Genomic DNA, 25,884 nt, shown 5'->3' on the forward strand with positions numbered 1-25,884 from the left:
GATAACAACAAATAAAAGTGTAATAGCTTTACGAAGAGAAAGCGTTTGAAGCTGATGAATTGAAAAAATTGAGAAGGGAGTTTAGTTGAGCTAAAAAAGCAAGCAATTTTAGAAAATGAAGAAAGGTGCGAGCGCTTGACTCGAAGTGAAGTAAGTTTCTTAGCGCCATGGTAGCAGATTTACGTTCCGCTAGAGTAGGACGTTGCCAGGCAAATTAAAGAAAACACTCCCATCTCAAGGAATGGGAGTATTTAATATTCAAATTAAAAGTGAGTATAACATTTTATTCTCATTGATATAAATATTTGATGGATCAAAATCATGAACATTAATTTTTAGTTGGTTAAGGTCATCATGATTCTTAAGTTGAATACCGATAATGACAGTACCAGTGTTTTGAGAAGTTTTCTTTAAATATTCAAACTTAGTAATATCATCCTGAGGTCCTAATACATCGTTAACAAATTCCTTTAATGCACCAGGACGTTGAGGAAAGTTAAGAATAAAGTAATGTTTCATCTCCTCGTAAAGTAATGAACGTTCTTCAATTTCTTTCATTCGATTAATATCGTTATTACCACCACTAACTACACATACTACTGTCTTACCTTTAATTTTTTCCTTATAGTGCTCTAATGCTGAAACACTTAATGCACCTGCTGGTTCAGCAACTATGGCTTGTTTAGAGTACATATCTAAAATAGTTGAACAAACAGCACCTTCATCTACTTGAATATAATCGTCTACAAATTTTTTAGCTATATCATAAGTGATATCACCAACTCGTGCCACAGAAGCACCATCTACAAACTTGTCAATATGATCAAGTGTCACTATTTTGTTTTGGACAACAACTGATTCATACATGCTACTAGCGCCAGAGGGTTCGACACCAATAATTTTAGTTTGTGGACTATATTGATTCATATAAATACTAATACCTGAAATCAAACCTCCACCACCAATAGCAGCAAATAGATAATCGAACGTAATTGAATCATTACTTGATTGATTCAAAATTTCTTTTGCTAATGTTCCTTGTCCAGCTATTGTATCTACATTATTAAAAGGGTCGATAAAAGTCATGTGATTTTGTTCAGTATAAATTAAAGCTTCTTTTAAGCAATCATCAAAAGTATCTCCAGTTAATATGATTTTAACGTTTTTAGAACCAAAAAATTTAACTTGATTAACCTTTTGAAGAGGTGTGGTAACAGGCATGAAAATCACGGCTTTTAAATTTAATGCTTTAGCAGTATAAGCAACACCTTGAGCATGATTTCCAGCACTTGCGCATGTAATGCCTTTTTCTTTAGCTTCACTTGTTAGAACAGAAATTGCATTATATGCACCTCTAAGTTTGAAAGAGCGAACCCATTGTAGGTCTTCTCTTTTTAAATACACATTACAGTCATATTTTTGAGAAAGATAGAGATCGAATTGTAAAGGTGTCTCTTTAACAACATCTTTTATTCTTAAGTATGCATTTTCTACATCTTTAGCATTTAAAGTTGTCTTCACAGTCATTTTATCTCAACCTTTATTCTTATTTTCATATTGTTCTATTAAACCTTCATATTCTAATGTTAGGGCTATATCATCTAAACCATTAACTAATTTATGTTTCCATGTTTCATCAATTTGAAAGTTAAATGATTTATCATTAGCTGAAACAGTTTGATTTGGTAAATCAATGGTAATTTCTTTTTGATTAGCTAAATATTTTCTCTCGTTTTCACCTAAAGTAATAGGTAACATGCCATTTTTTGTACAATTCATAAAGAATATGTCACTAAAGCTACCAGCTATAATAATATTGAATCCATAATCTTTTAAAGCCCACGCAGCATGTTCACGACTTGAACCACAACCAAAATTGTCACCAGTGATCAAAATAGTAGCACCAGAGTATTCAGGTTTATTCGGATTAAAATCTGGATTATTTGTACCATCAGGTAGGTATCTCCATTCGTCAAATGCAAAAGGACCGAAACCACTTTTAGTTATTCGTTTAAGATGTACTTTGGGAATAATTTGGTCAGTATCAATATTGTCATTAAACAATGGTACAACTTTTCCTGTATAGGTTGTAATAGGTTGGATATCCATTACTAAACAACCACCTTTCTAACATCTACGAATCTACCTTTAATAGCCGCTGCAGCAGCCATAGCAGGGGACACTAGATGCGTTCTAGCGCCTTTACCTTGTCTTCCTTCAAAGTTACGATTGCTCGTAGAGGCACAATGTATGCCTTCAGGTACTTGATCAGGATTCATACCTAAACACATTGAACAACCTGGTTCTCTCCATTGAAATCCTGCATCTTTAAATATTTTGTCCAAACCCAATGCTTCAGCTTCTTTTTTAACTGAGCGAGAGCCAGGTACAACGATTGCAGTTATTTTTGGATGGACTTGTTTACCCTTAACGATTCGACTAGCTTCTACTAAGTCTGATAATCTTGCATTGGTACAAGAACCTAAGAACACATAACCTAAATCAATATCTTCAGCTTTTTGGCCTGGTTTTAAGCCCATATATTGATAAGCGCGTTCATCATTAATATTTTTAATTTTGGGGAAAGGTGTATTAAAACTAACACCCATTTCAGGATTTGTTCCCCATGTAACTTGAGGTTCTAAATCTGTAACTTCAAGTTTGATAACTTTATCAAATTTAGCATCGACATCAGTATATAATTGACGCCAATCATTGATAGAACGGTCAAAATTTTGAGCATATTTTCTGCCTTTGACATAAGCAAATGTCGTTTCATCTGGTTGCATCAATCCATATTTAGCACCAGCTTCAATAGCCATGTTGCAGATAGTCATTCTAGCTTCCATAGACAGAGATTTAATCGTTTCACCTGTAAATTCAATAGCGTACCCAGTACCAAAATCCACACCATATTGACTAATAAGATACAAGATAATATCTTTCGCATAGACGCCTTTTGGTAATTGACCTGTAACGTCTATCTTTAAATTTTTAGGTTTAGTTTGCCAAAGTGTTTGAGTAGCAAATACATGTTCAACTTCACTTGTCCCAATACCAAATGCAATTGCACCAAAGGCCCCATGCGTGGCAGTATGTGAATCACCACAAACGATTGTTTTTCCGGGTTGAGTGAGACCTGTTTCTGGACCTACCATGTGAACAATACCTTGTTCATCAGAACCCATATCAAATAATTGAACACCAAATTCTTTTGCATTCTTTTGAAGAGTGGTAATTTGTTTGTTCGCAATTTCATCTTTAATATTAAAAATATCTATTGTAGGAACATTATGATCTAAAGTTGCAAATGTTAAATCAGGACGTCTCAATTTACGATTTTGAAGTCTTAAACCTTCGAAAGCTTGTGGAGAAGTCACTTCATGAATTAAGTGTAAATCAATATATAATAATTGAGGTTCACCTTCATTCCCGGTTAAAACATGTTTATTCCAAACTTTATCGAATAACGTTTGTCCCATAAAAGCATTCCCCCTTATTAATAATTCTTTTTTAATTCATTGAATATATCTGATGTAGTATAGTGCCCATTTAAATCTTTAGTTGTTTTACCTTCTTTAATAAGTTGATATACATCCTGTTCTAGTTCAGACGCCGCATCATCAAAGTTAAAACTTTCACGTAAACACATTGCTAATGAGAGTATCATACCAAATGGGTTAGCTAGATTTTGATTTGCAATGTCGGGTGCTGAACCATGTATAGGTTCATAAAGTCTTGGTCCTTCTAAACTAAAACTTGCAGAAGGTGATAAACCTAATGAACCTGGAATGGTAGAAGCTTCATCACTTAAAATATCTCCAAATAGATTTTCAGTAACAATGACATCAAAATTAGTAGGTTGGAAAATTAACTGCATGCTACAAGCATCAACTAGTAAATGATTCACTTTAACATCAGGAAATTCATGACTAATTTCATTAATAGTTTGACGCCAAAGTTTACTTGTAGCTAACACATTTTCTTTATCAACTGATGTTAATTTTTTCTTTCTTTGAGATGCTAATTCAAAAGCTACCCTTGCAATACGTTCAATTTCCTTTTTAGTATAAGTTAATGAGTCTAGTGCACTTTGATTATCAATATGCCGTGGTTCACCAAAATATAAGCCACTAGTTAATTCTCTCACTATGATAAAATCCGTTCCTTTGACACGTGATTCTCTAATTGGAGAAAAATGACTTGTACCTTCAGTAACTTTAGTAGGTCGTATATTGGCGAACAAACCTAGAGATTTACGTAATGCTAATAATCCTTGCTCAGGTCTATTATTAGGATCAGTCCATTGAGGACCACCTACAGCACCCAATAAAATTGCGTCAGCATTTTTACAAGCATTTAAAGTATCATCAGGAAGGGGAACACCATGCGAATCTATGGCTGCACCTCCAAAATCATAAGACGTTAATTGATAATCAAATTTATATTTTTTACTGATTAGTTCTAATAATTCTAACGTACCACTTAAGATTTCTGGTCCTATTCCATCACCAGGCAAAGCTACAATATTATAAGTCATTACAGATTACCTTCCTTTTTGTGAATTTCACTAGCGTATTTAGCATGTGCTTCTACATATGCTTTGCAAGAGGCATATAACACATCATAATCAATACCAATACCATTAACAGGTTGACCTTCAATAGTTAATGAAACATGTACTTCTGCTTGAGCGTCGGTACCTTCAGTGACAGAATCAATACGGTAATCAATGAGTTCACTTTTATGTTTAAAAATTCGATCAACTGCATTATATATAGCCACAATTGAACCAGTTCCTATACTTGAATCTTGATAAATATTACCATTTTTATCTTTTATAACGACAACAGCACTTTGTAAACCATTGGAAACAAACTGCAATTGAAGCGTATCAACTTGATAAATTGCATTTTGCTCATGTTCAGTACCTTGGATAATCGCATGTATATCTCGATCAGTTACACTTTTCTTTTTATCGGCAATGGCTTTGAATTGTTTAAATAATTCAGCCTGATTTTGTGGTTCAATATCGTATCCTAAAGATTTCAATTTTTCAGCAAAAGCGTGTTTACCTGATAGCTTACCAAGAGGTAAATCATTTTTACTTATACCAACAAGTTGTGGCGTCATGATTTCATAAGTTTCTGGATTTTTTAAAACACCATCTTGGTGAATGCCAGACTCATGACTAAAAGCATTTTGACCAACAATGGCTTTATTTCTAGGAACGCGTATGCCAGCATAACGAGATATAATATCAGAAGTATTTTTTGTTTCTGATAGTTTCAATCGTGTTTCATTGCCATAGTGATCTTTACGGACATACAGTGCTAAAGCTAATTCTTCTATAGCAGTATTGCCTGCTCGTTCACCGATGCCATTTACTGTTCCTTCGATTCGTGTGGCACCATTTTCAATAGCAGCCAGACTATTAGCAACTGCCATTCCTAAATCATCATGACAATGTGCACTATAAGTAATGTTTTGTTTAGAGTTAATGTTCTCAATCAAGGTTTTAAAAATTCGACCATATTCATTTGGATAACTATAACCGACTGTATCTGGGATATTAATGATTGTAGCACCACAGTCTACTGCCATCTGTACGCATTTTATTAAGAAATCTGTATCAGTTCTTGTGGCATCCTCAGGTGAAAATTGAACGACATCAAAGTATTGTTTGGCGTAACTGACGTGCGCTTTAATTGATTCCAAAACCTGTTGTTGAGTCATTTTGAGTTTATGTGTTAAGTGAATAGGTGAAGTTGCTATAAAAACGTGAATAACTGGTTTTACAGCATCTTTTGTAGCTTCATAAACAGCATCGATATCTGATTTTTTACAGCGTGCTAAACCACATACAGCTGTTTTAGTTAAAGTATTTGATATAGCTTGAACAGACTTAAAGCTACCAGCACTTGAAGCGGGAAAACCTGCTTCAAGTATATCCACACCCCACGTTTCTAACTGTTTGGCAATCTTTAATCGCTCATCAAAAGAAAAGTTAACTCCAGGTGTTTGTTCACCGTCTCTTAATGTTGTATCAAAAATTTGAATATGGCTTTCCATCGTTAACAACCCCTTAGATTTTATTTTTGAATACTTTTAGATTTAATGAATGGCATCATTTTTCTTAATTCACGACCAACTGCTTCAATTTCATGACCGTGTTGTTGTTCACGTAATTTATAGAATTCTTTAAAGCCATTTTCATTGTCTTTAACAAAGCTATTTGCAAAATTACCATTTTGAATATCTTTTAATACTGCTTTCATATTGTCTTTAACATCAGGAGTGATGACTCTAGGTCCTGAAACATAGTCACCATACTCTGCTGTGTTAGAAATTGAGTAACGAACGTTCTCCATACCGCCTTCATACATTAAATCAACAATTAACTTCATTTCATGTAATACTTCGAAATATGCTAATTCTTTTTGATAGCCCGCTTCAACTAAAGTTTCAAAGCCACTTTGGATTAATTTATGAATACCACCACAAAGTACTGCTTGCTCACCGAATAAATCTGTTTCAGTTTCTTCTTTAAATGTTGTTTCAATTACACCTGCACGCGTAGCGCCAATACCTTTCGCATAACTTAATGAAATATCGCGTGCTTGACCAGTAGCATCTTGTTGTACACCAAATAGTGCTGGTACAGCAGTTCCTTCAACAAAGGTACGTCTTACTAAATGACCAGGTCCTTTAGGAGCTACTAAGAAGACATCAACATCTTTAGGTGGTTTGATAACTTCAAAGTGGATATTAAAACCATGCGCAAATGCTAGGGCATTTCCAGCTTCTAAGTTAGGTTCAATTTCATTTTTATAGACATTTCCTTGGATTTCATCTGGCAATAACACCATGATGACATCTGCTTGTTTAACAGCTTCTGCAACTGGATAAACATCGAAGCCATCTTCTTTAGCTTTATCAAAAGAATGACCAGGGCGAATACCAACAATAACGTCATAACCATTGTCTTTAAGGTTTTGTGCATGCGCGTGTCCTTGTGAACCGTAACCGATAATTGCAATTTTTTTACCTTGTAATGCATCTTTCTCAACAGATTGATCATAATAAACTTTAGTCATAATACATTCCTCCAAAAATTTAAATAACTTAATATTTAGAATATTCTTAAAATTTTAGATAAAGAAATTATCTAAATTATGTGATGTTAGTGGTGATTTATTTAATTATACTAGCGCATCAATGTACAGCTTATCTCAGTTCTGACTAATATCTTGAACTTTGAGTACACTGACTTGTTTTTTTAACTTCGCAATTAAAATTTTAAATATAGCTTCATCTTCAATATCTGCAGTAATTTGCATATCAGAGATACCTTTTTCTTTAGATGGTTTAACTGTTAATTCATTAATATTATATTGTAGTCTAACAAATGCACTTGTAATTCTGTTTAATGTGCTCACTTGATCGGTTACTTTTAAATGTAAAATTCGTTTCATTCTAACCCCTCCATTTCATGGTTCGCTTTGCCACTTGGAATCATAGGATTAACTGGTTCAGTAGGTGAGATTCTCACTTCGATTAGCGCAGGTCCACTATAATTAAATGCTGAATCAAGTGTTTTAGTTAGTTTATTTGGATGATCAACTAAGAAACCTTTAACACCATATGCTTCTGCCATCTTCATGAAGTCAGGTTGATCATTAAATACTGAATGAGAGAATCGGTGGTTAAAGAATTTATCTTGCCACTGTTTAACCATACCTAATGTGCCATTATTGATTAGAACGATTTTTACATTGAGTCCGTATTCAGGCAGTAACGCTATTTCCTGATTTGTCATTTGAAAACCACCATCACCAACAAAGCAAATAACTGTTTTATCGGGTTCAGCTAATTGAGCACCGATAGCTGATGGAATACCAAAGCCCATAGTACCTAAACCACCGCTAGTAACCCATTGACCATGATGTTTGAATGGATAAAATTGAGCTGCCCACATTTGATGTTGACCAACGTCAGTAGTAACTATAGCTTCACCGTTTGTAATTTTTCCTATATATTCAATAGCTTCTTGAGGTTTGCAAAATGTGGCATCAGCTTTTTTATATTTAAAAGGATGTTTGTGCTTATTCTCAATACAATGGTTAACCCAGTGTTCATGGGAAGTTTTATTTGTAAATTTTTGAGATAAAGCTTCTAGTACTTTTTTGCAGTCAGCAACTATCCCTAGGTCAGTCGAAATCACCTTGTTAATTTCTGATTCATCAATATCCACATGAACTACGGTTGCATGAGGAGCAAATTCATTAGGATTACTTGCTAATCTATCATCAAACCGACTACCTAAATTAATTAATAAATCACATTCAGTTAAAGCCATATTACTTGCATAGGAGCCATGCATACCACCCATACCTAGAAATAGTGGATTGTCATAAGGAATAGCTCCCAGACCTAAAAGTGTAGTAGCTACTGGAATTTGATGTTTGGTTACAAATTGAGTTAATAATTCATTAGATTGTGAATGATTGATGCCAGCGCCTGCTAAGATAAGTGGTTGTTTTGCATTCTCTAAATATTGAATTAATTGACTAATATCTTTATCTTTAGGATTTTCAATGACATTATATGCCGGTAAGTCCACCTCATTTACAAGTGGTGCGGATGTTTTAAGCACACCCATATCTTTAGGAAAATCTATAACTACAGGGCCTTTGCGTCCAGAATTTGCTAAGTAAAATGCTTCATGAATGATTCTTGGAATATCATTTACATTTTTAACTTGGAAATTAGCTTTTGTAATTGGTGTAGTCATAGAAAGTAAATCTGCTTCTTGAAAAGCGTCTTTACCAATTCCTGGTGTTGCTACTTGTCCAGTGAATACAACTAAAGGGAGGGAATCACAGTACGCATCTGTTATACCGGTAATAGCATTTGTAGCGCCAGGACCACTTGTTACAACCACTACACCTGTTTTGCCAGATACTCTTGCATAACCTTCTGCAGCATGAGTAGCACCTTGTTCATGTCTTGCTAAGATGTGTTTAATTTTACCATCATAGAAAGTGTCGTATAATGGTAAAACTGCGCCACCAGGATAACCGAATATGAAATCAACACCTTCATGTAATAATGCCTCTACTAAAAGTTCTGAACCGGATCTGAAATTATTATTTGCGTCTAAATCACTATCTACTTTTAGACTAGTTTGTTTTGAATAGTCCATAGCATCAGGACTTACTATGCTACTTTCCTTTTTACTTGTCATGTCGAACAACTCCTCTAGTTAGATTAGATTTTCGGGAACTTGCATAATACCACCAGTATTCGCACTAGTGACCAAAGCAGTATATCTTGCCAGATAACCTGATTTCACTTTTGCCTTAAAAGGTTGTAATGCTTCTTTACGATGATTAAGTTCTTCTTCAGTTTGATTAACATCTAAAGTTCGATTGATTAAATCAATAGTGACTTCATCGCCGTCCTTAATGAGTCCAATAGGTCCACCTGAAGCTGCTTCTGGTGAAATGTGGCCGACAGCGATACCTCTCGTTGCACCAGAGAATCTACCATCAGTTATTAATGCGACATCCTTACCTAAACCTCTACCTACAATTGAAGAAGTAGGGGCTAACATTTCAGGCATTCCTGGTCCACCTTTAGGACCTTCATATCGAATAACAACGACGTGACCTTCGCGTACGATTTTATTATCAATTGCTTCAACAGCTTCATCGTGTGAATTGAAACAAATTGCTTTACCAGTAAATGTCTTAATAGAAGGATCAACGCCACCAACTTTAATGACAGCCCCTTTAGGCGCTATATTTCCAAATAATATTGAGAGACCACCTTGCTTATCATAAGGATCATCTAGTGAATGAATGACATCAAAATTCTTAATTTCTTTACCTTCATTATTTTCACGAAGTGTTTTTCCAGTAACTGTGAGTCTATCTGGATGTAATATTCCTTCTTTTTTCATCAATTCATTGATGATAGCTGGACAACCACCTGCTTCGTGGACATCATGCATAGAATATGAAGAACTTGGTGCAATCTTAGATAAATAAGGCGTCTTTTTAGCGATTTCATTGATACGTTCCAAATCGTAATTAATACCTGCTTCGTTTGCAATGGCTAGCGTATGTAATACCGTGTTAGTTGAACCACCCATCGCCATATCAAGTGCAAATGCATCATCGATAGCTTCTCGAGTTACGATATCAAGTGGTTTGATATCTTTTTTGATATTATCTACTAATTTAAATGCAGCTTCACGAATCATTTCTCTTCTTTGTTCGCTTACTGCTAAAGCTGTACCGTTATATGGTAGTGCCAAGCCTAACACTTCCATTAAACAATTCATTGAGTTTGCAGTAAACATTCCCGCGCAAGAACCGCAAGTAGGGCAAGCGTTTTGTTCCATATCTAAAAATGCTTCTTTGGAGAGTTTACCTTCTTTAAATGCGCCAACCGCTTCAAACATTGATGATAATGTCAAAGCTTTACCTTGCGCTGATAAACCAGCTTTCATAGGCCCACCAGAACAGAATATAGCTGGTACATTGGTTCTAACGGCAGCTAATAACATACCGGGTGTTATTTTGTCGCAATTAGGAATGTAAAATACGCCATCGAACCAGTGCGCATTAATAACGGTCTCTGCAGCATCAGCAATGATTTCTCGAGAGGGAAGTGAGTAACGCATTCCAATGTGTCCCATAGCTATACCATCATCAACACCAATAGTATTAAACTCGAAAGGTATAGCGCCTGCCTCACGAATAGCTTCTTTAGCAATGTCAGCCAATTCTCTTAAATGCACATGTCCAGGTACAATATCGATATAAGAGTTACATATTGCTACAAAAGGTTTGTTCATATCTGTAGGATTTTTAAGTGCGCCCGTGGCGTGTAAAAGACTTCGAGCAGGTGCTTGATGATCACCTTTTTTTATCATGTCACTTCTCATAAATAATTCCCCCCATAAAACACAATAAGTTTAAAACATAAAAAGACGTCCCAATTTATGATTGGGACGTCTATAAGTCCCATTCAATGAGAAATAGGACTTAAACATTTAGTAACAGATAATTACTAAAGTTCCAGTCCTTGCGAGTATAATAAAATAATTAAATTGTCAGTCGGATTATATGTTTGATTTGTCATTTTAATATACTCCTTTCTTGAATGGTTATATTAGAATAGTTAGAATTGTTTAAAAAATTCGATAAACTTAATTTACTATATCATTTTTATTAAGTCAATAGAATTTTTAAGAATTTTCTAACAACTTAATCTCATCATTCTTGTGTTGAGTATAGGGAAATTGTTTAAGGAATTTGTTATAATTAGTAAGTTAAAATTTTTATGACTTAATTTAGTTTACGAGAATAAAATAAGTTACCATAAGTTCTGAAATGGTCATGAATAATCATTTGAGTAAAAAAATTTGAAAGAGTGGGACTAATGATAAGTATTAATAATTTGGATGAATTAAATCATTTTGCAAACGTGTTAGTTCGACACTTAGAGCCTAGTGATTTAATCCTTTTAAATGGCGACCTAGGGGCAGGTAAAACTACACTAACACAATTTATAGGTAAACATTTAGGAGTTAAGCGTAATATTAATTCTCCTACTTTTAATATTATAAAATCATATAAAGGGAGTAATTTAAAATTACATCATATGGACTGTTATCGTTTGGAAGATTCAGATGAAGATCTAGGATTTGATGAATATTTTCAAGATGAAGGCATTACCATTATTGAATGGAGTCAATTTATTCAAGATTTATTACCTAAGGAACATTTAATAATCAATATAGAAACTTTATGTGAAACAAAAAGAACTATAAAATTAGAAGCCCAAGGAACCCATTATTTAAAAGTAAAGGAGGAAGTTGAAAGTGAATTTATTAATGATTGATACATCTAATCAACCGATGTCAATCGCAATCATGCAAGATGATATCGTCTTGGCAGAAACTACGTCGGAAGAAAAAAAAGATCATTCGAGTCAACTTATGCCTGGTATTCAGCACTTATTTGAAGAAGCAAAAATTGAAAAAAATGCTATTGATGGGATTGTAGTTGCTAAGGGTCCAGGTTCCTATACTGGAGTTAGAATTGGCGTAACCACCGCTAAAACATTGGCCTATGCATTGAACACTAAATTATATGGTGTATCATCTTTAGCAGCATTAGCTGCAACAGTGGAGAATGATGAACAAAAATTATTAGTTCCAATCATTGATGCGCGTCGTGAAGCGGTATACACTGGTGTTTATCAAAACGTTAATGGAAATATAACAACTATTTTAGAAGATCAATATTTACCTATTGAAGAATTAAAAAAGCAATTAACTAAAATGAACCAACCATTTCTTTATGTTGGTAGAGATGCTGATAAGTTATCCGAACAACTTGGTGGAGAAATAAAAAATAATTTACCTCATGCTCCAACTATGAAACAACTCATAACTAAAAGTGAACCGATTCATACATTTGTTCCTAATTATATTAAATTATCAGAGGCTGAAAGAAATTGGCTAAACCAACAGAAGCAGAATTAACAATTAGAGCAATGCAAGTAGATGATGTCCCCAGTGTATTCGATATAGAACGAGATAGTTTCAATGATAGTTCGTGGACAATTGATGCATTTTATCATGAATTGAATGAAAATAACTTTGCTAAATATTTTGTGATTGTTTTTGAAAATGAAATTATCGGATATCTAGGACTATGGATGGTTATTGATCAAGCTCAAATTACAACAATAGCAATTCATAAAGACTTTAGAGGTTATGGACTGGGACAATTATTATTAAAATATGTCATGGATTATGCAAGCCATTCATGTGAAGTGATGAGTTTGGAAGTTAGGGTAGATAATGTAATTGCGCAACATGTTTATACTAATTTGGGTTTTCAATATGGAGGTAAACGTAAAAATTATTATGGAGAAGGCGAGGATGCAATGGTAATGTGGGTGAGCTTAAATGAATAAAGAAACATTAATATTAGCAATAGAAACGAGTTGTGATGAAACAAGTGTAAGTGTCATTAAAAATGGAAATTCAATTTTATCTAATATTGTATTAAGTCAAATTGAGAGTCATAAGCGTTTCGGTGGTGTTGTACCTGAAGTTGCAAGTCGACATCACGTTGAAGGGATTACGACAACGATTGATGAAGCATTAACAACTGCAAATATATCAATGAATGATATTGATGCAATAGCAGTGACTCAAGGACCAGGATTAATTGGTGCATTACTTATCGGTATTAATGCAGCGAAAGCACTAGCTTTTGCTTATGACAAGCCACTTATTCCTGTTCACCATATTGCTGGTCACATTTATGCCAATCATTTAGAAGAAACATTAACATTTCCTTTAATTGCGCTAATTGTGTCAGGGGGCCATACTGAATTAGTATATATGAAATCTCATATGCATTTCGAAGTAATTGGTGAGACAAGAGATGATGCAGTGGGAGAGGCGTATGATAAAGTCGCTCGAACAATTGATTTACCATACCCTGGAGGGCCACAAATTGATAAATTAGCTCAATATGGTAAAGATACTTATGATTTTCCTAGAGTGTGGTTAGAAAAGGAAAGTTATGATTTTAGTTTTAGTGGATTGAAAAGTTCTGTTATAAATAAACTGCATAATTTGCGACAAAAGAATGAAGAAGTTGTAAAAGAAGATGTAGCAACTAGTTTTCAAAATAGTGTTGTAGACGTGTTAAGTACCAAAGCGATTAATGCATGTAAAGCCTATAAAGTTAACAGACTTATTGTTGCTGGAGGTGTTGCAAGTAATAAAGGACTGCGACATCGTTTACAACAATTATGTGAAGATAATAATATTCATTTATCCATTCCAAGTCCTAAATTATGTACTGATAATGCAGCAATGATTGGTGCTGCAGCATATTACTATTATAAGTCAGGAATTACAGCTAAGTTAGATTTGAATGGCGAAAATAATATGGATATAGAAGAAGCTACTATAGACGTTTAAATTTATATTATTTATTTAATCGAATTAATTATTTCAATAATCATAAGGAACCTCTTTTAACGTAAGGATTAAGATCCACTGTTAACAGGAGGTTTTTTATTTAGATAAAAATATTTCAAAAGGTCAATAGGGAACGTTTGTACTTATCAACATTAAGTGCATAAGTTGTGGATAAACCGTTCTTAACAATGTGGATATGAATTTAATTTTGTGTAAAAAGTTTGTAAAATAATTTGAAATAAGTTGTGGATAAGTGGGATAACTATGTGGATAGTTGATAATATCGTATTTTAGCTGTTTATAACTTTTGTTGAAATTTGTATAAAAAATTAGCTAGAAAGTTAATTAATACTTTCTAGCTAATAGTAAAATGATGAGTTTTTAGATGTTTTCTTGTAAATTTTCCCATTCCAACATAACCTGTTCTAACTTCTGTTCGGTTTCAAGTTTCTGATTCGCTAATGATGAGGCTTTATCAGGATTATTGAACACGTCAGGCTGAGTGAGTTGTTCATCAATGCGTGCTATTTCATTCTCAAATGTTTCAATTTTGGCTTCACAGTTCTCAATGAGTCGTTCTAATTTTCGTTGCTCACGACGTTGTTGCTTTTGAGAATCATAAGTATTTACATTTTCATTAGCTTCATTTTGTTTTGAAGTATCCTCTTTACTTAAATCATTTCGTTCATTTTTAAAAGCTTCAAGTGCCGCTGCTTCTTCTGTTTTCTCGATGTAATATTGATAATCTCCCAAATACATTTGGCCACCGTCATTATTTAAGTCGAATACTTTATTTGCTAATTGATTAATAAAGTAACGATCGTGTGACACAAAAAGAATAGTTCCTTCAAAATCTTTTAGCGCTTGTTCTAACATCTCTTTAGAATCTATATCAAGATGGTTTGTTGGTTCATCAAGGATTAATACATTATCTCTTTGAAGCATAAGTAGTGCCAATTGCAAACGAGCTTTTTCTCCACCAGATAAATCATTGATGACTTTCTTTACATCATCTTGCACGAATAAGAAACGTCCGAGTATAGCACGAATATCTTTTTCATTCATTGTTGCATATTGATCCCAAACATAGTCGATAATTGTTTTATTAGATTTAAATTCAGCTTGCTTTTGATCATAATAACCAATTTGAAGATTTGCACCAAAGGTAATTTCACCCTCTAATTGCTTTTGACGTCGAGCGATGGTCTTGATCAGAGTAGTTTTACCTACGCCATTTGGGCCAATAATAGCAATATGATCCCCCTTACTTACTTCAATATTAATAGGAGATGTTATAGGCGAGTCATAACCAATTTTCAGATTACGAATATGCATAACGTCATTACCTGTATTACGATTAAAGTCAAATTGAATGTTAGCACTTCTTGCGTCCAACATAGGTTTGTCAATACGTTCCATTTTTTCTAGTGTTTTTCGACGACTTTTTGCCATTCCACTAGTTGAAGCACGTGTTATATTTTTCTCTACAAATGTTTCTAATCGTTTAATTTCATCTTGCTGACGTTCATATTCTTGCATTCTGCTTTCGTAATATTTATCACGTTGCTCAATAAATTGTTCATAATTTCCGACGTAACGTTTAAAATCGCCAAGTGCAACATCATAAATTTGAGTGACAATTTTATCTAGGAAATATCTATCGTGACTAATAATAACAATGGCACCTTTGAAATATTTTAAATAATCCTCTAACCACTTCGTCGTTTCTAAATCTAAATGGTTTGTAGGTTCGTCTAGTAGTAATAAATCTGGCTCATTCAATAGCATTTGGGCTAAGGATAATCGCGTTTTTTGACCACCACTGAAATCGTTGATAGGTTTATCGAAATCATCTTCATTGAAATTTAAACCATGTAGAACAGTTTTGATTTTACTCTCATACTGATAACCATCAAGTTGTTCGAATTGATTAGTTAAAGATTCATAGCGTTCCATATGTTGTTGATATTCTTCGGAATCATAGTTAGATGCTTGATCAGCTAGCCAGTTCGTTTCTTCTCTAATTAGAAGTTCCATTTTTTTTAAATGTTCAAACGGTTTTGACATTTCTTCGAAGACTGAAGCGGATGAATTAAGTGTCATTTGCTGTGTTAAATAACCCATACGTAAATTTTTGATTTTTGATATATGACCGCTATCATAGTCTTCAACACCGGCAATGATTTTCATTAAAGTCGATTTACCGGCACCGTTTCTGCCTACGACACCAATTCGTTCGCCTGTTTTTACTTCGAAATTCACACGCGTAAAAATATCTTCGCCATCAAATGATTTCGAAATATCGTTTAATTGCAAGAGTATCATTCAGGTTTCACCTTTCTATTTATAAGTTTATTACTCGAAATTAGATTGTATATTACTCTATATTTTACCGTATAACTTAGTTTCTTGAAACTAAGTTATTTATTTTTAAAATATGTTAAGGTATAATATTCCAGTATTCATAATAGGACATAATGACATTTTTAAATTTAAAACGTATAGCACTCAAAATAGTTTGGATACATAGATTATAAAATTCAAACATAAAGGAGGGATATTTTAAATGGCTCATAATAAATCTAAAATTCCACGGGCAACTTTGAAGCGATTACCTTTATATTACAGATTCGTTAACACACTCAAGTCTAAAGGCATTGATAGGGTTAATTCTAAGGCTATTAGTGAGGCACTTAATATTGAATCAGCAACCATCCGAAGAGATTTCTCTTACTTTGGAGAATTAGGCAAAAAAGGTTACGGTTACAATATAGATAGTCTATTAGAATTCTTTAAAACAGCACTAAGTGATAGTGATAATATATACATAGCTTTAGTAGGTGTTGGTAATTTAGGTCGAGCACTTTTGACATATAACTTTTCAATTCATGATGAAATGACAATAACTGAGGCTTTTGATATAGATGAACAGATTGTCGGAACAGAGATTGGTGATGTATCTGTGCATCATATGAACGATTTAAAAAAAGTACTCAATGCTCAAAAAATAAATGTTGTAATACTAACTACACCAGAAGAAGCGGCACAAAGGGTTGCGAATCAATTAGTTGAAGCTAATATTCAAGGTATACTAAATTTCACACCAGCTAGAATAGAAGTACCTAATACCGTACAAGTGCATCATATTGACTTGGGCATAGAATTGCAATCATTGCTATTCTTTATGAAAAACTATTCTAATTAAATTTTTATATTTATATTCTTACATCCTTTTTTATAAGAGGGATGTTTTTTAATTTGCGTTTAAAATTCATTAATTTCATTTAGTATTGAAAACATCATATTATTAAAAATCAAAAGCGTTTAATTTTAAGATGTTGCCAAATTTAGTACAATTGATTATAATACCTTAGTAAAATTATCGGGAAAGGATGAAATGATAGTGATATGGATGATTATTAGTGGTCTTATAGTAGGTATATTATTAGGGTTTGTGATGCAACGTACACGCTTCTGTTTAGCTGGTGGCTTCAGAGATATGTACGTTCAAAAAAATAATAAAATGTTTTATGCCTTATTAGTTGCTATTACAGTCCAAAGTATTGGACTACTTATTTTAACCGGATTAAATGTTATATCTATCCCAGATAGTACATTTCCAATTATAGGTACAATTATTGGTGCTTTTATATTTGGAATCGGTATTGTATTAGCAGGAGGATGTGCTACAGGTACATGGTATCGAGCTGGTGAAGGTTTGATTGGCAGTTGGGTAGCACTCGTACTATATGCTGTAACTGCAGCTATTACTAAAACTGGTATTTTACTTCCAGTAATGACATGGATTAATAAACCTACAAACATTAATGCAAATATGTCTCAGACTACCGGTATTCCTATGTGGGTTTTTACGTTAGTATTAACAATTATAACTATCATTTTTGTAACTAAAACATTACGTAAACCAAAACCCAAATTTGCAGTTCCAAAGCTTAAACAAAAGTATAGTGGCTTGAGACACTATTTATTTGAAAAACGATACCATCCATTTGTGGCTGGTATTGCAGTAGGGTTAATTGCTTTAATAGCTTGGCCAATGAGTATTTCTACTGGAAGAGATTACGGATTAGGCATTACTACACCTTCAGCAAACTTAATTACCTTTTTAATTACAGGTGATACTAAGCTAATTGATTGGGGAGTATTATTGATTTTAGGTATATTCTTAGGTTCTTATATTGCTGCTAAAGGATCACGTGAATTTAAATGGCGATTACCTGATAAGAAAACCATTCGCAATAGTGCTATTGGTGGTATTTGTATGGGATTTGGTGCTTCAGTAGCTGGAGGATGTTCAATTGGAAATGGTTTAGTAGAAACTGCTATCATGTCTTGGAAAGGATGGATAGCACTTGGTTCTATGATTTTAGGTGTATGGTTTATGAGTTACTTTATATTTATTAGACCAATGAAAAAATTAGAAAAACAAACATCTAAATCTCAAGCAACAACAGCGACAAAACAAGTACAAACAACTTAATTAATTTGGAGGTAATACAATGTTATATGAATTAGGTACTGTAGGTATGGTTTGTCCATTCCCATTAATAGAAGCGCAAAAGAAAATGCAAATACTAGATAGTGGTGATGAACTTAAAATTGATTTTGATTGTACACAAGCAACAGAAGCTATTCCTAATTGGGCAGCCGAGCAAGGTTATCCAGTTACGAATTATGAACAATTAGACGATGCTTCATGGACAATTACAATTCAGAAAGCTTAAAACAAAATAGGCATGTAAAGTGTCTTTGTTATATTATGTAACATATTGTGTCATTTTATCTTACGCGTTTTTGCTATTTCAATTTAGTATCATTATGATATTTTTAAAGGAAGTGGTAATTATGAAGATGGATGACACAATTTTTTTATTTCTTTGCACTTTACTGGTATGGATTATGACACCAGGTCTTAGCTTATTTTACGGTGGTCTAGTTCAATCAAAGAATGTTTTGAATACAGTAATGCAAAGTATGGCAGCAATGGTTATCGTGACTTTCACATGGGTTGCATTAGGATTTTCATTAAGCTTTGGAACTGGAAATGCTTTGATAGGGAATTTTGATTTAATTGGGTTACAGCATGTTGGCTTTGCAGTTAATGATCAATTAAGTCCGCATATTCCATTTGCATTATTTATGCTATTCCAAATGATGTTTTGTACAATTGCAGTTTCAATCCTTTCAGGTTCAATCGCTGAACGTATGAAATTCTTTCCATTTATTATCTTTATCTTTTTATGGGTGATTTTAATATATAGTCCAGTTGCGCATTGGGTGTGGGGCGGAGGTTGGATTCAACAACTTGGTGCTCTTGATTATGCAGGTGGTACAGTTGTACATATCACATCTGGACTCTCAGGACTAATTTTGGCTATTATGATAGGTAATGGTAAAAAAATTGAAAAAATACAGCCACATAATCTTTTAATCACTTTAATTGGTGGTATTTTAGTATGGATAGGTTGGTATGGCTTTAACACAGGTAGTGCATATACTTTAAATGATGTCGCTTTAACATCATTTGTAAATACGATTATTGCTGCAAGTGGTGGCGCTCTTAGCTGGTTAGTAGTTGGGTACTGTATTACTAAGAAATTAAGTTTACTTGGGTTGTTATCAGGCGTGTTGGCAGGGTTAGTCGCTATTACACCGGCAGCAGGCTATGTTAGTTATTTCAGTGCTTTTATCATTTCATTTGCAGGTGGAATCGTTTGTTACCTTGTTATTAATGTAATTAAAGTGAAATATAAATATAATGATACACTTGATGCATTTGGTATTCATGGAGCTGGAGGAATTGTTGGTGCTATTCTTACCGGTGTTTTTCAATCACACCATGTTAATAATGATGTATCAAATGGTTTAATCTATACAGGAGATGTACACTCAATCTTAATTCAAATACTAGCTGTTGTCGTGGTATTGTGTTATACCATTGTTTTAACATGGATTATAGGAAAAATTTTACAGAAAATAATGCCTATCGCTACTACTGAAGAAGAAGATAAAGCAGGTTTAGATCAACTTGTTCATGGTGAGAAAGCCTATTTTTATGGAGAACTAAACAAATTAAATAAGAGATATTGATAATATTATTAGACTAATACATATTAAAAAAGTTACTTTTAGAGATTATTTCTGTGATAAAATAATCTTTAAATGAAAACTAATTTAGGTGATTAATCTAATGAAAAATATATCAGATATCGCAAAATTAGCGGGAGTATCTAAAAGCACGGTCTCCCGCTTTTTAAATGGTGGCTCAGTAAGCCATCAAACTAAAGAAAAATTAAGTCGAATTATTGAAGAATATGATTATCAGCCGAATCAGTTTGCTCAAAGTTTAAGAGCTAAGCATACGAATCTTATTGGTGCTATCATTCCAAGGATGAATTCACATGCGGTTGATGAAACTGTGAAAGGAATTGTATCTGTATGCCATCAACATCAATATCAATTATTACTTAACTATACTGGTTTAGATATACGTGCTGAAATAGAGGCCTTGGAGACATTTTCAAGAAGTAAAGTGGATGGCATCATATTAATGGCTACTACTTTGACTGATGAACACTTGGAAGTAATTGAAAAATTAAATGTACCGGTAATTCTGGTTGGGCAATCCTATCCCAATTTACATAGTATAATTCATGATGATTATCAAGCTGGTTTTATAGTAGGGGAACAGATAGGGCGTAAAAAGCATAAAAACGTTGTATTCTTTGGTGTAGGTGAGGAGGACGTTGCTGTAGGCGTCAAACGTAAACAAGGTATTATTGATGGTTTAAAAAAATACGATGTTCATCCTGAAATTTATTTAACTTCTTTTAAATATGAAGAGGCAAAAAATGATGTTTCTAAGAAGTTAAAAAATGCTAGAGGTATCGATGCGTTAATTGGAGCAACAGATCCTATTGCATTAGCAATTCATAAATTTTATTCTCAACAAAACAATGCTACTGTAAATTATCATATTTTTGGATTTGGGGGAGACCCAATGACACAACTTGTTACACCCGCTATTACGACAGTTAAATTCAATTATTTTAAAGCTGGCACATATGCTATGAACCAATTGAATGAATTAATTTTTTCTAAAAATGCAGTATCTAAAACTGTCATTCCTGTTGAAATAGAGAATTTTTAAAAATATTTAAAACTATGGAACCGATACCATAATCAATGATAAAATTATATTAAATTTAGATTTAAATTATTTTGGAGGAATAATATGGCTGAATGGTCAAGAGAAGAACGTTATCGTCGTATTGAAGACGTTGATAAAAAGTATTTAGAAAATCTCAATCAACAAGTTAAAGCGTCAAGATTTCGTCAAATATTTCATATTCAACCTGAAACTGGTTTGCTAAATGATCCTAATGGATTAATTTATCATAACGGCAAATATTATGTTTCACATCAATGGTTCCCATTAGGAGCAGTGCATGGATTGAAATATTGGTTTAATTATACTAGTGATGATTTAGTGGCATTTGAACCACAAGATACCTTAATTAAACCCGATACATATTATGATAGCCATGGTGTTTACAGTGGTAGTGCTTTTGAGCATAATGGAGATTTATATTACATGTATACAGGCAATCATCGTGATGAACAATGGAATCGATATGCTAGTCAGATGATCGCTAAAGTTCAAAGTAATGGAGAGATTACTAAATTTGATGCACCCGTAATTCCTTCACAACCTGAAGGGTATACAAGTCATTTTAGAGATCCTAAAGTTTTCGAATTAAATAATGAATATTATGCGATTATAGGTGCTCAAACAAACGAGGAACTTGGTTGCTGCTTAATTTATAAAACGAATGATAAGCAACTAAATCAATGGTCATATTGTGGAGAAATTGATACTAAATTAAAAAACTTTGGTTATATGTGGGAATGTCCCGATTATTTTAAATTAGATTCTAAGGATATCTTACTGTTCAGCCCTCAGGGAATAGAACCACAAGGGGATCAGTTTAGAAATATATATCAATCAGGCTATTTAATTGGGGATTTAAATTTTGATTCATTATCCTTTGATCATAGTGAATTTGTAGAACTGGATAATGGTTTTGATTTTTACGCACCCCAAACTTTTTTAGATGAAAATGGCAATCGAGTTTTAATAGGTTGGATGGGCTTGCCAGAAATAAATTATCCTACTGATGAAGAAGGATGGGCACATTGTTTAACGATACCTAGAGTACTAACAATAGAGAATAATCAATTACGACAACGCCCGTTTAAAGGTCTTGAACGATTACGTAAAAATAAAGAAACGGCATTAGGTTATGCAAATAAATTTAACCGAAAATTACATCCATATGAAGGCAAACAATATGAACTAATTATTGATATTATCGAAAATGACGCTTCAAAAATTTATTTTGAATTACGGACCTCAAAACAAAATAACACCAAAATTATCTACAATACAAGGGAACAAAAAATTACATTAGATCGCTCAGAAAGTGGATTATTGCCTGAAAATGTTCAAGATTTAACGAGAAGTACGATATTGGATTCTCCTCTCACACGTTTGCAAATATTTGTTGATACATCTAGTATTGAAATATTCTGTAATGATGGGGAACGTGTTTTAACATCAAGAATATTTCCAGATGAAAATGCTACAGGTATAGAAACTTCAACAGAGACTGGACAAGTATATTTAAAATTCACTAAATATGAACTTAAGGATGAGTAAAAAATGAGAAAGTTATATGGGATAGGTGAAGCATTAATAGATTTTATTCCAAATGTTAAGAACTCTGAACTTAAAGATGTTGAACAGTTTAGTAGGCAGGTTGGAGGTGCACCAGCTAATGTTGTGAGTGTAGCTCGAAAAATGGGTGCCTCCACTGAAATGGTCACTCAATTAGGTAATGATGCATTTGGAGATATTATCGTAGAAACTTTAAAAGATATTGGTGTAGGTACTCAATTTATAAAGCGAACAGATCAAGCTAATACTGCACTAGCATTTGTGAGTTTAAAAGAAGATGGACAAAGAGATTTTTCATTTTATCGTAAACCCTCAGCTGATATGCTTTATAAAGCTGAATATCTAAATGAAATTACAATCAAGCCAAACGATGTATTACATTTCTGTTCTGTTGATTTAGTTGAAAGTAATATGAAAGAAGCTCACAAATCTATGGTAAATAAATTTAAGTCAGCAAATGCAACCATTGTTTTTGATCCTAATGTTCGTTTACCTCTTTGGCAAAACGCTGAAGCATGTAAAGAAGCAATACATGAATTTTTACCGAAAGCTAATGTGATTAAAATTTCAGATGAAGAGCTAGAATTTATAACTGGTGAAGCGGATGAAGATAAAGCTATTCAATCATTATTTGAGGGTTCTGTAGAAGCAGTTATTTATACTCAAGGTGCTGCAGGTGCAAGTATTGTTTTAAAAGATGGGACTAAGATACATCATGGAGGATTTAAAGTAAAAGCAATTGATACAACTGGTGCAGGGGATGCCTTTATAGGAGCTGCAATAAGTAGAATGCTATTGAGTGACGAATTAAATATTACTAAGTTGCTAAAAGAAGAAGGACAGGACATTCTCAGATTTAGCAACATGGTGGCCGCAAAGGTTACAACTAAATACGGTGCAATAGAGAGTATTCCTACAATTGAAGATGTTACAACTGAATTAAATAAATGATAAAAAGTGCCAGTAAATGATTTTATTAGTTCATTTACTGGCTTTTTTATACGTGATGTTCTCAATTATTTTTACTTCTGTGATGAAATTTATATTTAAAAAGTTTGATAGACATAACTATATTTTTTTAACATTACGAACCGAAGCAAAACAGTGCTCACCGTTTTTAAAATTGACAATACGTTCTTTTGAATCTATGGATTCAATATTATGTCTGTTAACAACGAAGCTGTTGTGACATCTAAAGAACCGCTCATCAAGTTGTGCAAGTTCTTTTAAATTGCCATAGAACTCAATTTGACGATTATCTAAATGTGCGATTAATCGATGTGATTTTGTAGATGATTCGAAAAACATTACGTCATCATATTGAACATAAATTGAATTACTTCCTCGTTTCAATTCAATCGTTTCAACAGTACTTTCTTTAGATAATAATTTTAAGCGAGTGTGTGCAGTTTCTAAGCAATCAATAATTCTGGACTGTAATTGGCTTGGATCATCTTTAAAGATAAAATCCATTGCTGACACTTTGTAAACAAAGGTTAGGTACGTTAACTCACTATGACTTGTAACGAATATGATATTTCCAATAGGGTCATACTTACGAATTTCACTACCTAATTTAATACCGTTGATATCAGCCTCTAATTGAATATCTAGAAAGTAACATCCGACATCATTCATCTCTTTAGATTTTTCAATGACTTCATAAGGATCGTCTGTTGCAAGCGCAATCTCCATAGGTTTTTCTTCAATCATAATGTAATTATTAATAATTGAAACCATATTTTCGCGTTGTTTTACATCATCTTCACAAATGAATATTTTCATGATTACACATCCTTATGACTAATTGTTAATGATTTCTACTTTTTGTATAAAGTAGCCATTCTCTATTGTGGTATCTAGCAATACATTTTCAGTAGAATCAGTAATTTCTTTCAGAGTACTTAATCCTAGACCTCTATTTTCTCCTTTTGTTGAAAAGCGTTCTTGAAATAGTTCGTGAATACGTGGCATATCTTCTTTACATTTATTCATAACAATAAACATGACGGAAGAGTCTGTATTAATAAAAGCGATACGTATTAATGCATCTTCAAGCGTTTCAGATGCTTCTATTGCGTTATCAGTAATAATTCCAATGATACGACTAAGATCAATCGTGTTCATTTCTATATGTTCTACTAACTCTGGTACTTCTATACTAATTGGAATGTTTTTTTCTTGAGCTTGTAAAATTTTAGTGGTAACTAAGCCTTTAATCGCACGTACTTTTAAATTCTCAGTTCCATTAATTTTAATAGACTTCATTTGAAGATTATCTTTCATAGGTACGATATTTTCATTAAAATATTGTCTTAATCCAGGCATATCATCTTCACGAATATATTCAGACATTGTAGTTAAGATGTTCACGTAATCATGTCTAAACTTACGCATTTCATTGTTAATTGACTCAATGTGTAACGTATATTCGTAGTATGTTTCAATCTCTTCCATGTTACGTTTATAACGTAGTTCTTTAATCATATAGTTAGATATGAAAATAATTAGAACAGTAAAGAAAAGAATAATTCCAATGAAAATTAAACCGTACATTTTTAAGGATGAAATATCTAACTTCGGTGTTTGTGAGTAAGCGTATAATATTATAAAAGATAAAATCAAGACAAGCGAAATAATTGTAAGATACGTCTTGTTGATAGATAAATATGATTGTTTTAATCTATTTAATAAAAAGCGGAAAAAAACACCAAACAGAATTGAAAAGCCGCTAAATATTGTTATGTATACAATAAATATTAAAAATTTAGTGTTTAAGTAATTTTCAAAGAGCACAAATGTAATAACTGTTACAAAATTACTAAAAAACATTATGATAGCACAACTTAGTACAGTCAAAATAGAATAAAATTGAACTTTTGAATATAAAAAAATGGCACATCCTACTAATAAAACAATCAATGCAAAGCTATCAAAAAAATAATATAGAATAGAAGAAGGGATTATTATTCCTGCAATTAGTAAATAATCCCTTAATGAGTATTTTAAATTTAAAATTATATTTGAAACTATAAATAGTAGTATTCCTTGGAAAACTGCTAATGGCACATTTGATAAAAAATCCATACTTATACACACTTTCTACACT

General features: G+C 32.9%; 23 protein-coding genes. 11 read left to right on the forward strand and 12 right to left on the reverse strand.

The annotated features are described in order from the left end of the window. Positions 1–258: 258 nt before the first annotated feature. The 9 genes from ilvA to ilvD all read right to left on the reverse strand — a co-directional run bounded on the left by ilvA (position 259) and on the right by ilvD (position 10,954). Positions 259–1,527 carry a threonine ammonia-lyase IlvA gene (gene ilvA / locus HMPREF3134_RS00865; protein WP_070440162.1) on the reverse strand — a complete coding sequence of 423 codons (1,269 nt, stop codon included), beginning with the start codon at positions 1,525–1,527 and terminating at the stop codon, positions 259–261. Between the two features lie 6 nt (positions 1,528–1,533). After that, positions 1,534–2,109 (reverse strand): 3-isopropylmalate dehydratase small subunit, encoded by a 576-nt coding sequence (leuD, locus tag HMPREF3134_RS00870; protein ID WP_070440163.1) that lies wholly within the window; start codon positions 2,107–2,109, stop codon positions 1,534–1,536. Between the two features lie 2 nt (positions 2,110–2,111). After that, positions 2,112–3,482 carry a 3-isopropylmalate dehydratase large subunit gene (gene leuC / locus HMPREF3134_RS00875; RefSeq protein ID WP_070440164.1) on the reverse strand — a complete coding sequence of 457 codons (1,371 nt, stop codon included), beginning with the start codon at positions 3,480–3,482 and terminating at the stop codon, positions 2,112–2,114. A gap of 17 nt (positions 3,483–3,499) precedes the next feature. Further along, positions 3,500–4,540 (reverse strand): 3-isopropylmalate dehydrogenase, encoded by a 1,041-nt coding sequence (gene leuB / locus HMPREF3134_RS00880; protein WP_070440165.1) that lies wholly within the window; start codon positions 4,538–4,540, stop codon positions 3,500–3,502. Further along, positions 4,540–6,072, reverse strand: a complete 1,533-nt coding sequence (locus HMPREF3134_RS00885; protein WP_070440166.1) for a 2-isopropylmalate synthase — start codon at positions 6,070–6,072, stop codon at positions 4,540–4,542. Before HMPREF3134_RS00885 ends, leuB begins: the two co-directional genes overlap by 1 nt. Before the next feature lie 20 nt (positions 6,073–6,092). Further along, positions 6,093–7,097: a ketol-acid reductoisomerase gene (ilvC, locus tag HMPREF3134_RS00890; protein ID WP_011275285.1), complete on the reverse strand. Its 1,005-nt coding sequence runs from the start codon at positions 7,095–7,097 to the stop codon at positions 6,093–6,095. 135 nt (positions 7,098–7,232) lie between these two features. Then, positions 7,233–7,475, reverse strand: a complete 243-nt coding sequence (locus HMPREF3134_RS00895; protein WP_070440168.1) for an ACT domain-containing protein — start codon at positions 7,473–7,475, stop codon at positions 7,233–7,235. Then, positions 7,472–9,205 carry a biosynthetic-type acetolactate synthase large subunit gene (gene ilvB, locus HMPREF3134_RS00900; RefSeq protein WP_053025141.1) on the reverse strand — a complete coding sequence of 578 codons (1,734 nt, stop codon included), beginning with the start codon at positions 9,203–9,205 and terminating at the stop codon, positions 7,472–7,474. Before ilvB ends, HMPREF3134_RS00895 begins: the two co-directional genes overlap by 4 nt. 60 nt (positions 9,206–9,265) lie before the next feature. Next, positions 9,266–10,954 carry a dihydroxy-acid dehydratase gene (gene ilvD / locus HMPREF3134_RS00905; RefSeq protein ID WP_070440170.1) on the reverse strand — a complete coding sequence of 563 codons (1,689 nt, stop codon included), beginning with the start codon at positions 10,952–10,954 and terminating at the stop codon, positions 9,266–9,268. A gap of 497 nt (positions 10,955–11,451) precedes the next feature. Here ilvD and tsaE point away from each other — a divergent pair, with 497 nt between their 5' ends. From tsaE to tsaD, 4 genes are read left to right on the forward strand one after another with little or no spacing between them, the layout of a single operon-like run. After that, positions 11,452–11,913, forward strand: a complete 462-nt coding sequence (gene tsaE / locus HMPREF3134_RS00910; RefSeq protein ID WP_070440172.1) for a tRNA (adenosine(37)-N6)-threonylcarbamoyltransferase complex ATPase subunit type 1 TsaE — start codon at positions 11,452–11,454, stop codon at positions 11,911–11,913. Then, positions 11,894–12,559, forward strand: a complete 666-nt coding sequence (tsaB, locus tag HMPREF3134_RS00915; RefSeq protein ID WP_070440174.1) for a tRNA (adenosine(37)-N6)-threonylcarbamoyltransferase complex dimerization subunit type 1 TsaB — start codon at positions 11,894–11,896, stop codon at positions 12,557–12,559. Before tsaE ends, tsaB begins: the two co-directional genes overlap by 20 nt. Then, on the forward strand, positions 12,532–12,996 hold the full coding sequence (rimI, locus tag HMPREF3134_RS00920; RefSeq protein ID WP_070440176.1) for a ribosomal protein S18-alanine N-acetyltransferase: 465 nt from the start codon (positions 12,532–12,534) through the stop codon (positions 12,994–12,996). The genes tsaB and rimI overlap by 28 nt, the downstream gene beginning before the upstream one ends. Further along, on the forward strand, positions 12,989–14,017 hold the full coding sequence (tsaD, locus tag HMPREF3134_RS00925) for a tRNA (adenosine(37)-N6)-threonylcarbamoyltransferase complex transferase subunit TsaD (RefSeq protein WP_070440178.1): 1,029 nt from the start codon (positions 12,989–12,991) through the stop codon (positions 14,015–14,017). Before rimI ends, tsaD begins: the two co-directional genes overlap by 8 nt. A gap of 381 nt (positions 14,018–14,398) precedes the next feature. Here the strand turns inward: tsaD and HMPREF3134_RS00930 are convergent, their stop codons facing one another. Then, positions 14,399–16,342 (reverse strand): ABC-F family ATP-binding cassette domain-containing protein, encoded by a 1,944-nt coding sequence (locus HMPREF3134_RS00930; RefSeq protein ID WP_070440180.1) that lies wholly within the window; start codon positions 16,340–16,342, stop codon positions 14,399–14,401. Between the two features lie 241 nt (positions 16,343–16,583). Here HMPREF3134_RS00930 and HMPREF3134_RS00935 point away from each other — a divergent pair, with 241 nt between their 5' ends. The 7 genes from HMPREF3134_RS00935 (at position 16,584) to HMPREF3134_RS00965 (ending at position 23,726) form a co-directional block, all read left to right on the forward strand. Then, complete coding sequence (locus tag HMPREF3134_RS00935; RefSeq protein ID WP_070440182.1) at positions 16,584–17,222, forward strand: redox-sensing transcriptional repressor Rex; 639 nt, start codon at positions 16,584–16,586, stop codon at positions 17,220–17,222. Between the two features lie 198 nt (positions 17,223–17,420). Beyond that, the gene (locus HMPREF3134_RS00940; protein ID WP_070440184.1) at positions 17,421–18,518 is read left to right on the forward strand and encodes a YeeE/YedE family protein; all 1,098 of its coding nucleotides are present in this window, start codon (positions 17,421–17,423) and stop codon (positions 18,516–18,518) included. A gap of 19 nt (positions 18,519–18,537) precedes the next feature. Then, positions 18,538–18,762 carry a sulfurtransferase TusA family protein gene (locus HMPREF3134_RS00945; RefSeq protein WP_070440186.1) on the forward strand — a complete coding sequence of 75 codons (225 nt, stop codon included), beginning with the start codon at positions 18,538–18,540 and terminating at the stop codon, positions 18,760–18,762. A 121-nt stretch (positions 18,763–18,883) separates the two neighbouring features. After that, the gene (locus HMPREF3134_RS00950) at positions 18,884–20,128 is read left to right on the forward strand and encodes an ammonium transporter (RefSeq protein ID WP_070440189.1); all 1,245 of its coding nucleotides are present in this window, start codon (positions 18,884–18,886) and stop codon (positions 20,126–20,128) included. A 100-nt stretch (positions 20,129–20,228) separates the two neighbouring features. Next, positions 20,229–21,188 carry a LacI family DNA-binding transcriptional regulator gene (locus tag HMPREF3134_RS00955; RefSeq protein WP_070440191.1) on the forward strand — a complete coding sequence of 320 codons (960 nt, stop codon included), beginning with the start codon at positions 20,229–20,231 and terminating at the stop codon, positions 21,186–21,188. Between the two features lie 84 nt (positions 21,189–21,272). Then, the gene (locus HMPREF3134_RS00960) at positions 21,273–22,757 is read left to right on the forward strand and encodes a sucrose-6-phosphate hydrolase (RefSeq protein ID WP_070440193.1); all 1,485 of its coding nucleotides are present in this window, start codon (positions 21,273–21,275) and stop codon (positions 22,755–22,757) included. 3 nt (positions 22,758–22,760) lie between these two features. Further along, complete coding sequence (locus tag HMPREF3134_RS00965) at positions 22,761–23,726, forward strand: carbohydrate kinase family protein (RefSeq protein WP_070440195.1); 966 nt, start codon at positions 22,761–22,763, stop codon at positions 23,724–23,726. 117 nt (positions 23,727–23,843) lie between these two features. Here the strand turns inward: HMPREF3134_RS00965 and agrA are convergent, their stop codons facing one another. After that, complete coding sequence (agrA, locus tag HMPREF3134_RS00970) at positions 23,844–24,560, reverse strand: quorum-sensing response regulator AgrA (RefSeq protein ID WP_011275301.1); 717 nt, start codon at positions 24,558–24,560, stop codon at positions 23,844–23,846. An 18-nt stretch (positions 24,561–24,578) separates the two neighbouring features. Next, positions 24,579–25,862, reverse strand: a complete 1,284-nt coding sequence (agrC, locus tag HMPREF3134_RS00975) for a quorum-sensing sensor histidine kinase AgrC (RefSeq protein ID WP_070440197.1) — start codon at positions 25,860–25,862, stop codon at positions 24,579–24,581. Positions 25,863–25,884: the final 22 nt, after the last annotated feature.

This window comes from Staphylococcus sp. HMSC14D10 (genome assembly GCF_001808125.1).
GTDB lineage: Bacteria > Bacillota > Bacilli > Staphylococcales > Staphylococcaceae > Staphylococcus > Staphylococcus haemolyticus.

Excerpts from the sequence above, each read along its gene's own strand:
- ilvA (WP_070440162.1), bottom strand. The coding sequence starts at position 1,527 with ATGACTGTGAAGACAACTTTAAATGCTAAAGATGTAGAAAATGCATAC.
- leuD (WP_070440163.1), bottom strand. The coding sequence starts at position 2,109 with ATGGATATCCAACCTATTACAACCTATACAGGAAAAGTTGTACCATTG.
- leuC (WP_070440164.1), bottom strand. The coding sequence starts at position 3,482 with ATGGGACAAACGTTATTCGATAAAGTTTGGAATAAACATGTTTTAACC.
- leuB (WP_070440165.1), bottom strand. The coding sequence starts at position 4,540 with ATGACTTATAATATTGTAGCTTTGCCTGGTGATGGAATAGGACCAGAA.
- HMPREF3134_RS00885 (WP_070440166.1), bottom strand. The coding sequence starts at position 6,072 with ATGGAAAGCCATATTCAAATTTTTGATACAACATTAAGAGACGGTGAA.
- ilvC (WP_011275285.1), bottom strand. The coding sequence starts at position 7,097 with ATGACTAAAGTTTATTATGATCAATCTGTTGAGAAAGATGCATTACAA.
- HMPREF3134_RS00895 (WP_070440168.1), bottom strand. The coding sequence starts at position 7,475 with ATGAAACGAATTTTACATTTAAAAGTAACCGATCAAGTGAGCACATTA.
- ilvB (WP_053025141.1), bottom strand. The coding sequence starts at position 9,205 with ATGGACTATTCAAAACAAACTAGTCTAAAAGTAGATAGTGATTTAGAC.
- ilvD (WP_070440170.1), bottom strand. The coding sequence starts at position 10,954 with ATGAGAAGTGACATGATAAAAAAAGGTGATCATCAAGCACCTGCTCGA.
- tsaE (WP_070440172.1), top strand. The coding sequence starts at position 11,452 with ATGATAAGTATTAATAATTTGGATGAATTAAATCATTTTGCAAACGTG.
- tsaD (WP_070440178.1), top strand. The coding sequence starts at position 12,989 with ATGAATAAAGAAACATTAATATTAGCAATAGAAACGAGTTGTGATGAA.
- HMPREF3134_RS00930 (WP_070440180.1), bottom strand. The coding sequence starts at position 16,342 with ATGATACTCTTGCAATTAAACGATATTTCGAAATCATTTGATGGCGAA.
- HMPREF3134_RS00935 (WP_070440182.1), top strand. The coding sequence starts at position 16,584 with ATGGCTCATAATAAATCTAAAATTCCACGGGCAACTTTGAAGCGATTA.
- HMPREF3134_RS00945 (WP_070440186.1), top strand. The coding sequence starts at position 18,538 with ATGTTATATGAATTAGGTACTGTAGGTATGGTTTGTCCATTCCCATTA.
- HMPREF3134_RS00950 (WP_070440189.1), top strand. The coding sequence starts at position 18,884 with ATGAAGATGGATGACACAATTTTTTTATTTCTTTGCACTTTACTGGTA.
- HMPREF3134_RS00955 (WP_070440191.1), top strand. The coding sequence starts at position 20,229 with ATGAAAAATATATCAGATATCGCAAAATTAGCGGGAGTATCTAAAAGC.
- HMPREF3134_RS00960 (WP_070440193.1), top strand. The coding sequence starts at position 21,273 with ATGGCTGAATGGTCAAGAGAAGAACGTTATCGTCGTATTGAAGACGTT.
- HMPREF3134_RS00965 (WP_070440195.1), top strand. The coding sequence starts at position 22,761 with ATGAGAAAGTTATATGGGATAGGTGAAGCATTAATAGATTTTATTCCA.
- agrA (WP_011275301.1), bottom strand. The coding sequence starts at position 24,560 with ATGAAAATATTCATTTGTGAAGATGATGTAAAACAACGCGAAAATATG.
- agrC (WP_070440197.1), bottom strand. The coding sequence starts at position 25,862 with ATGGATTTTTTATCAAATGTGCCATTAGCAGTTTTCCAAGGAATACTA.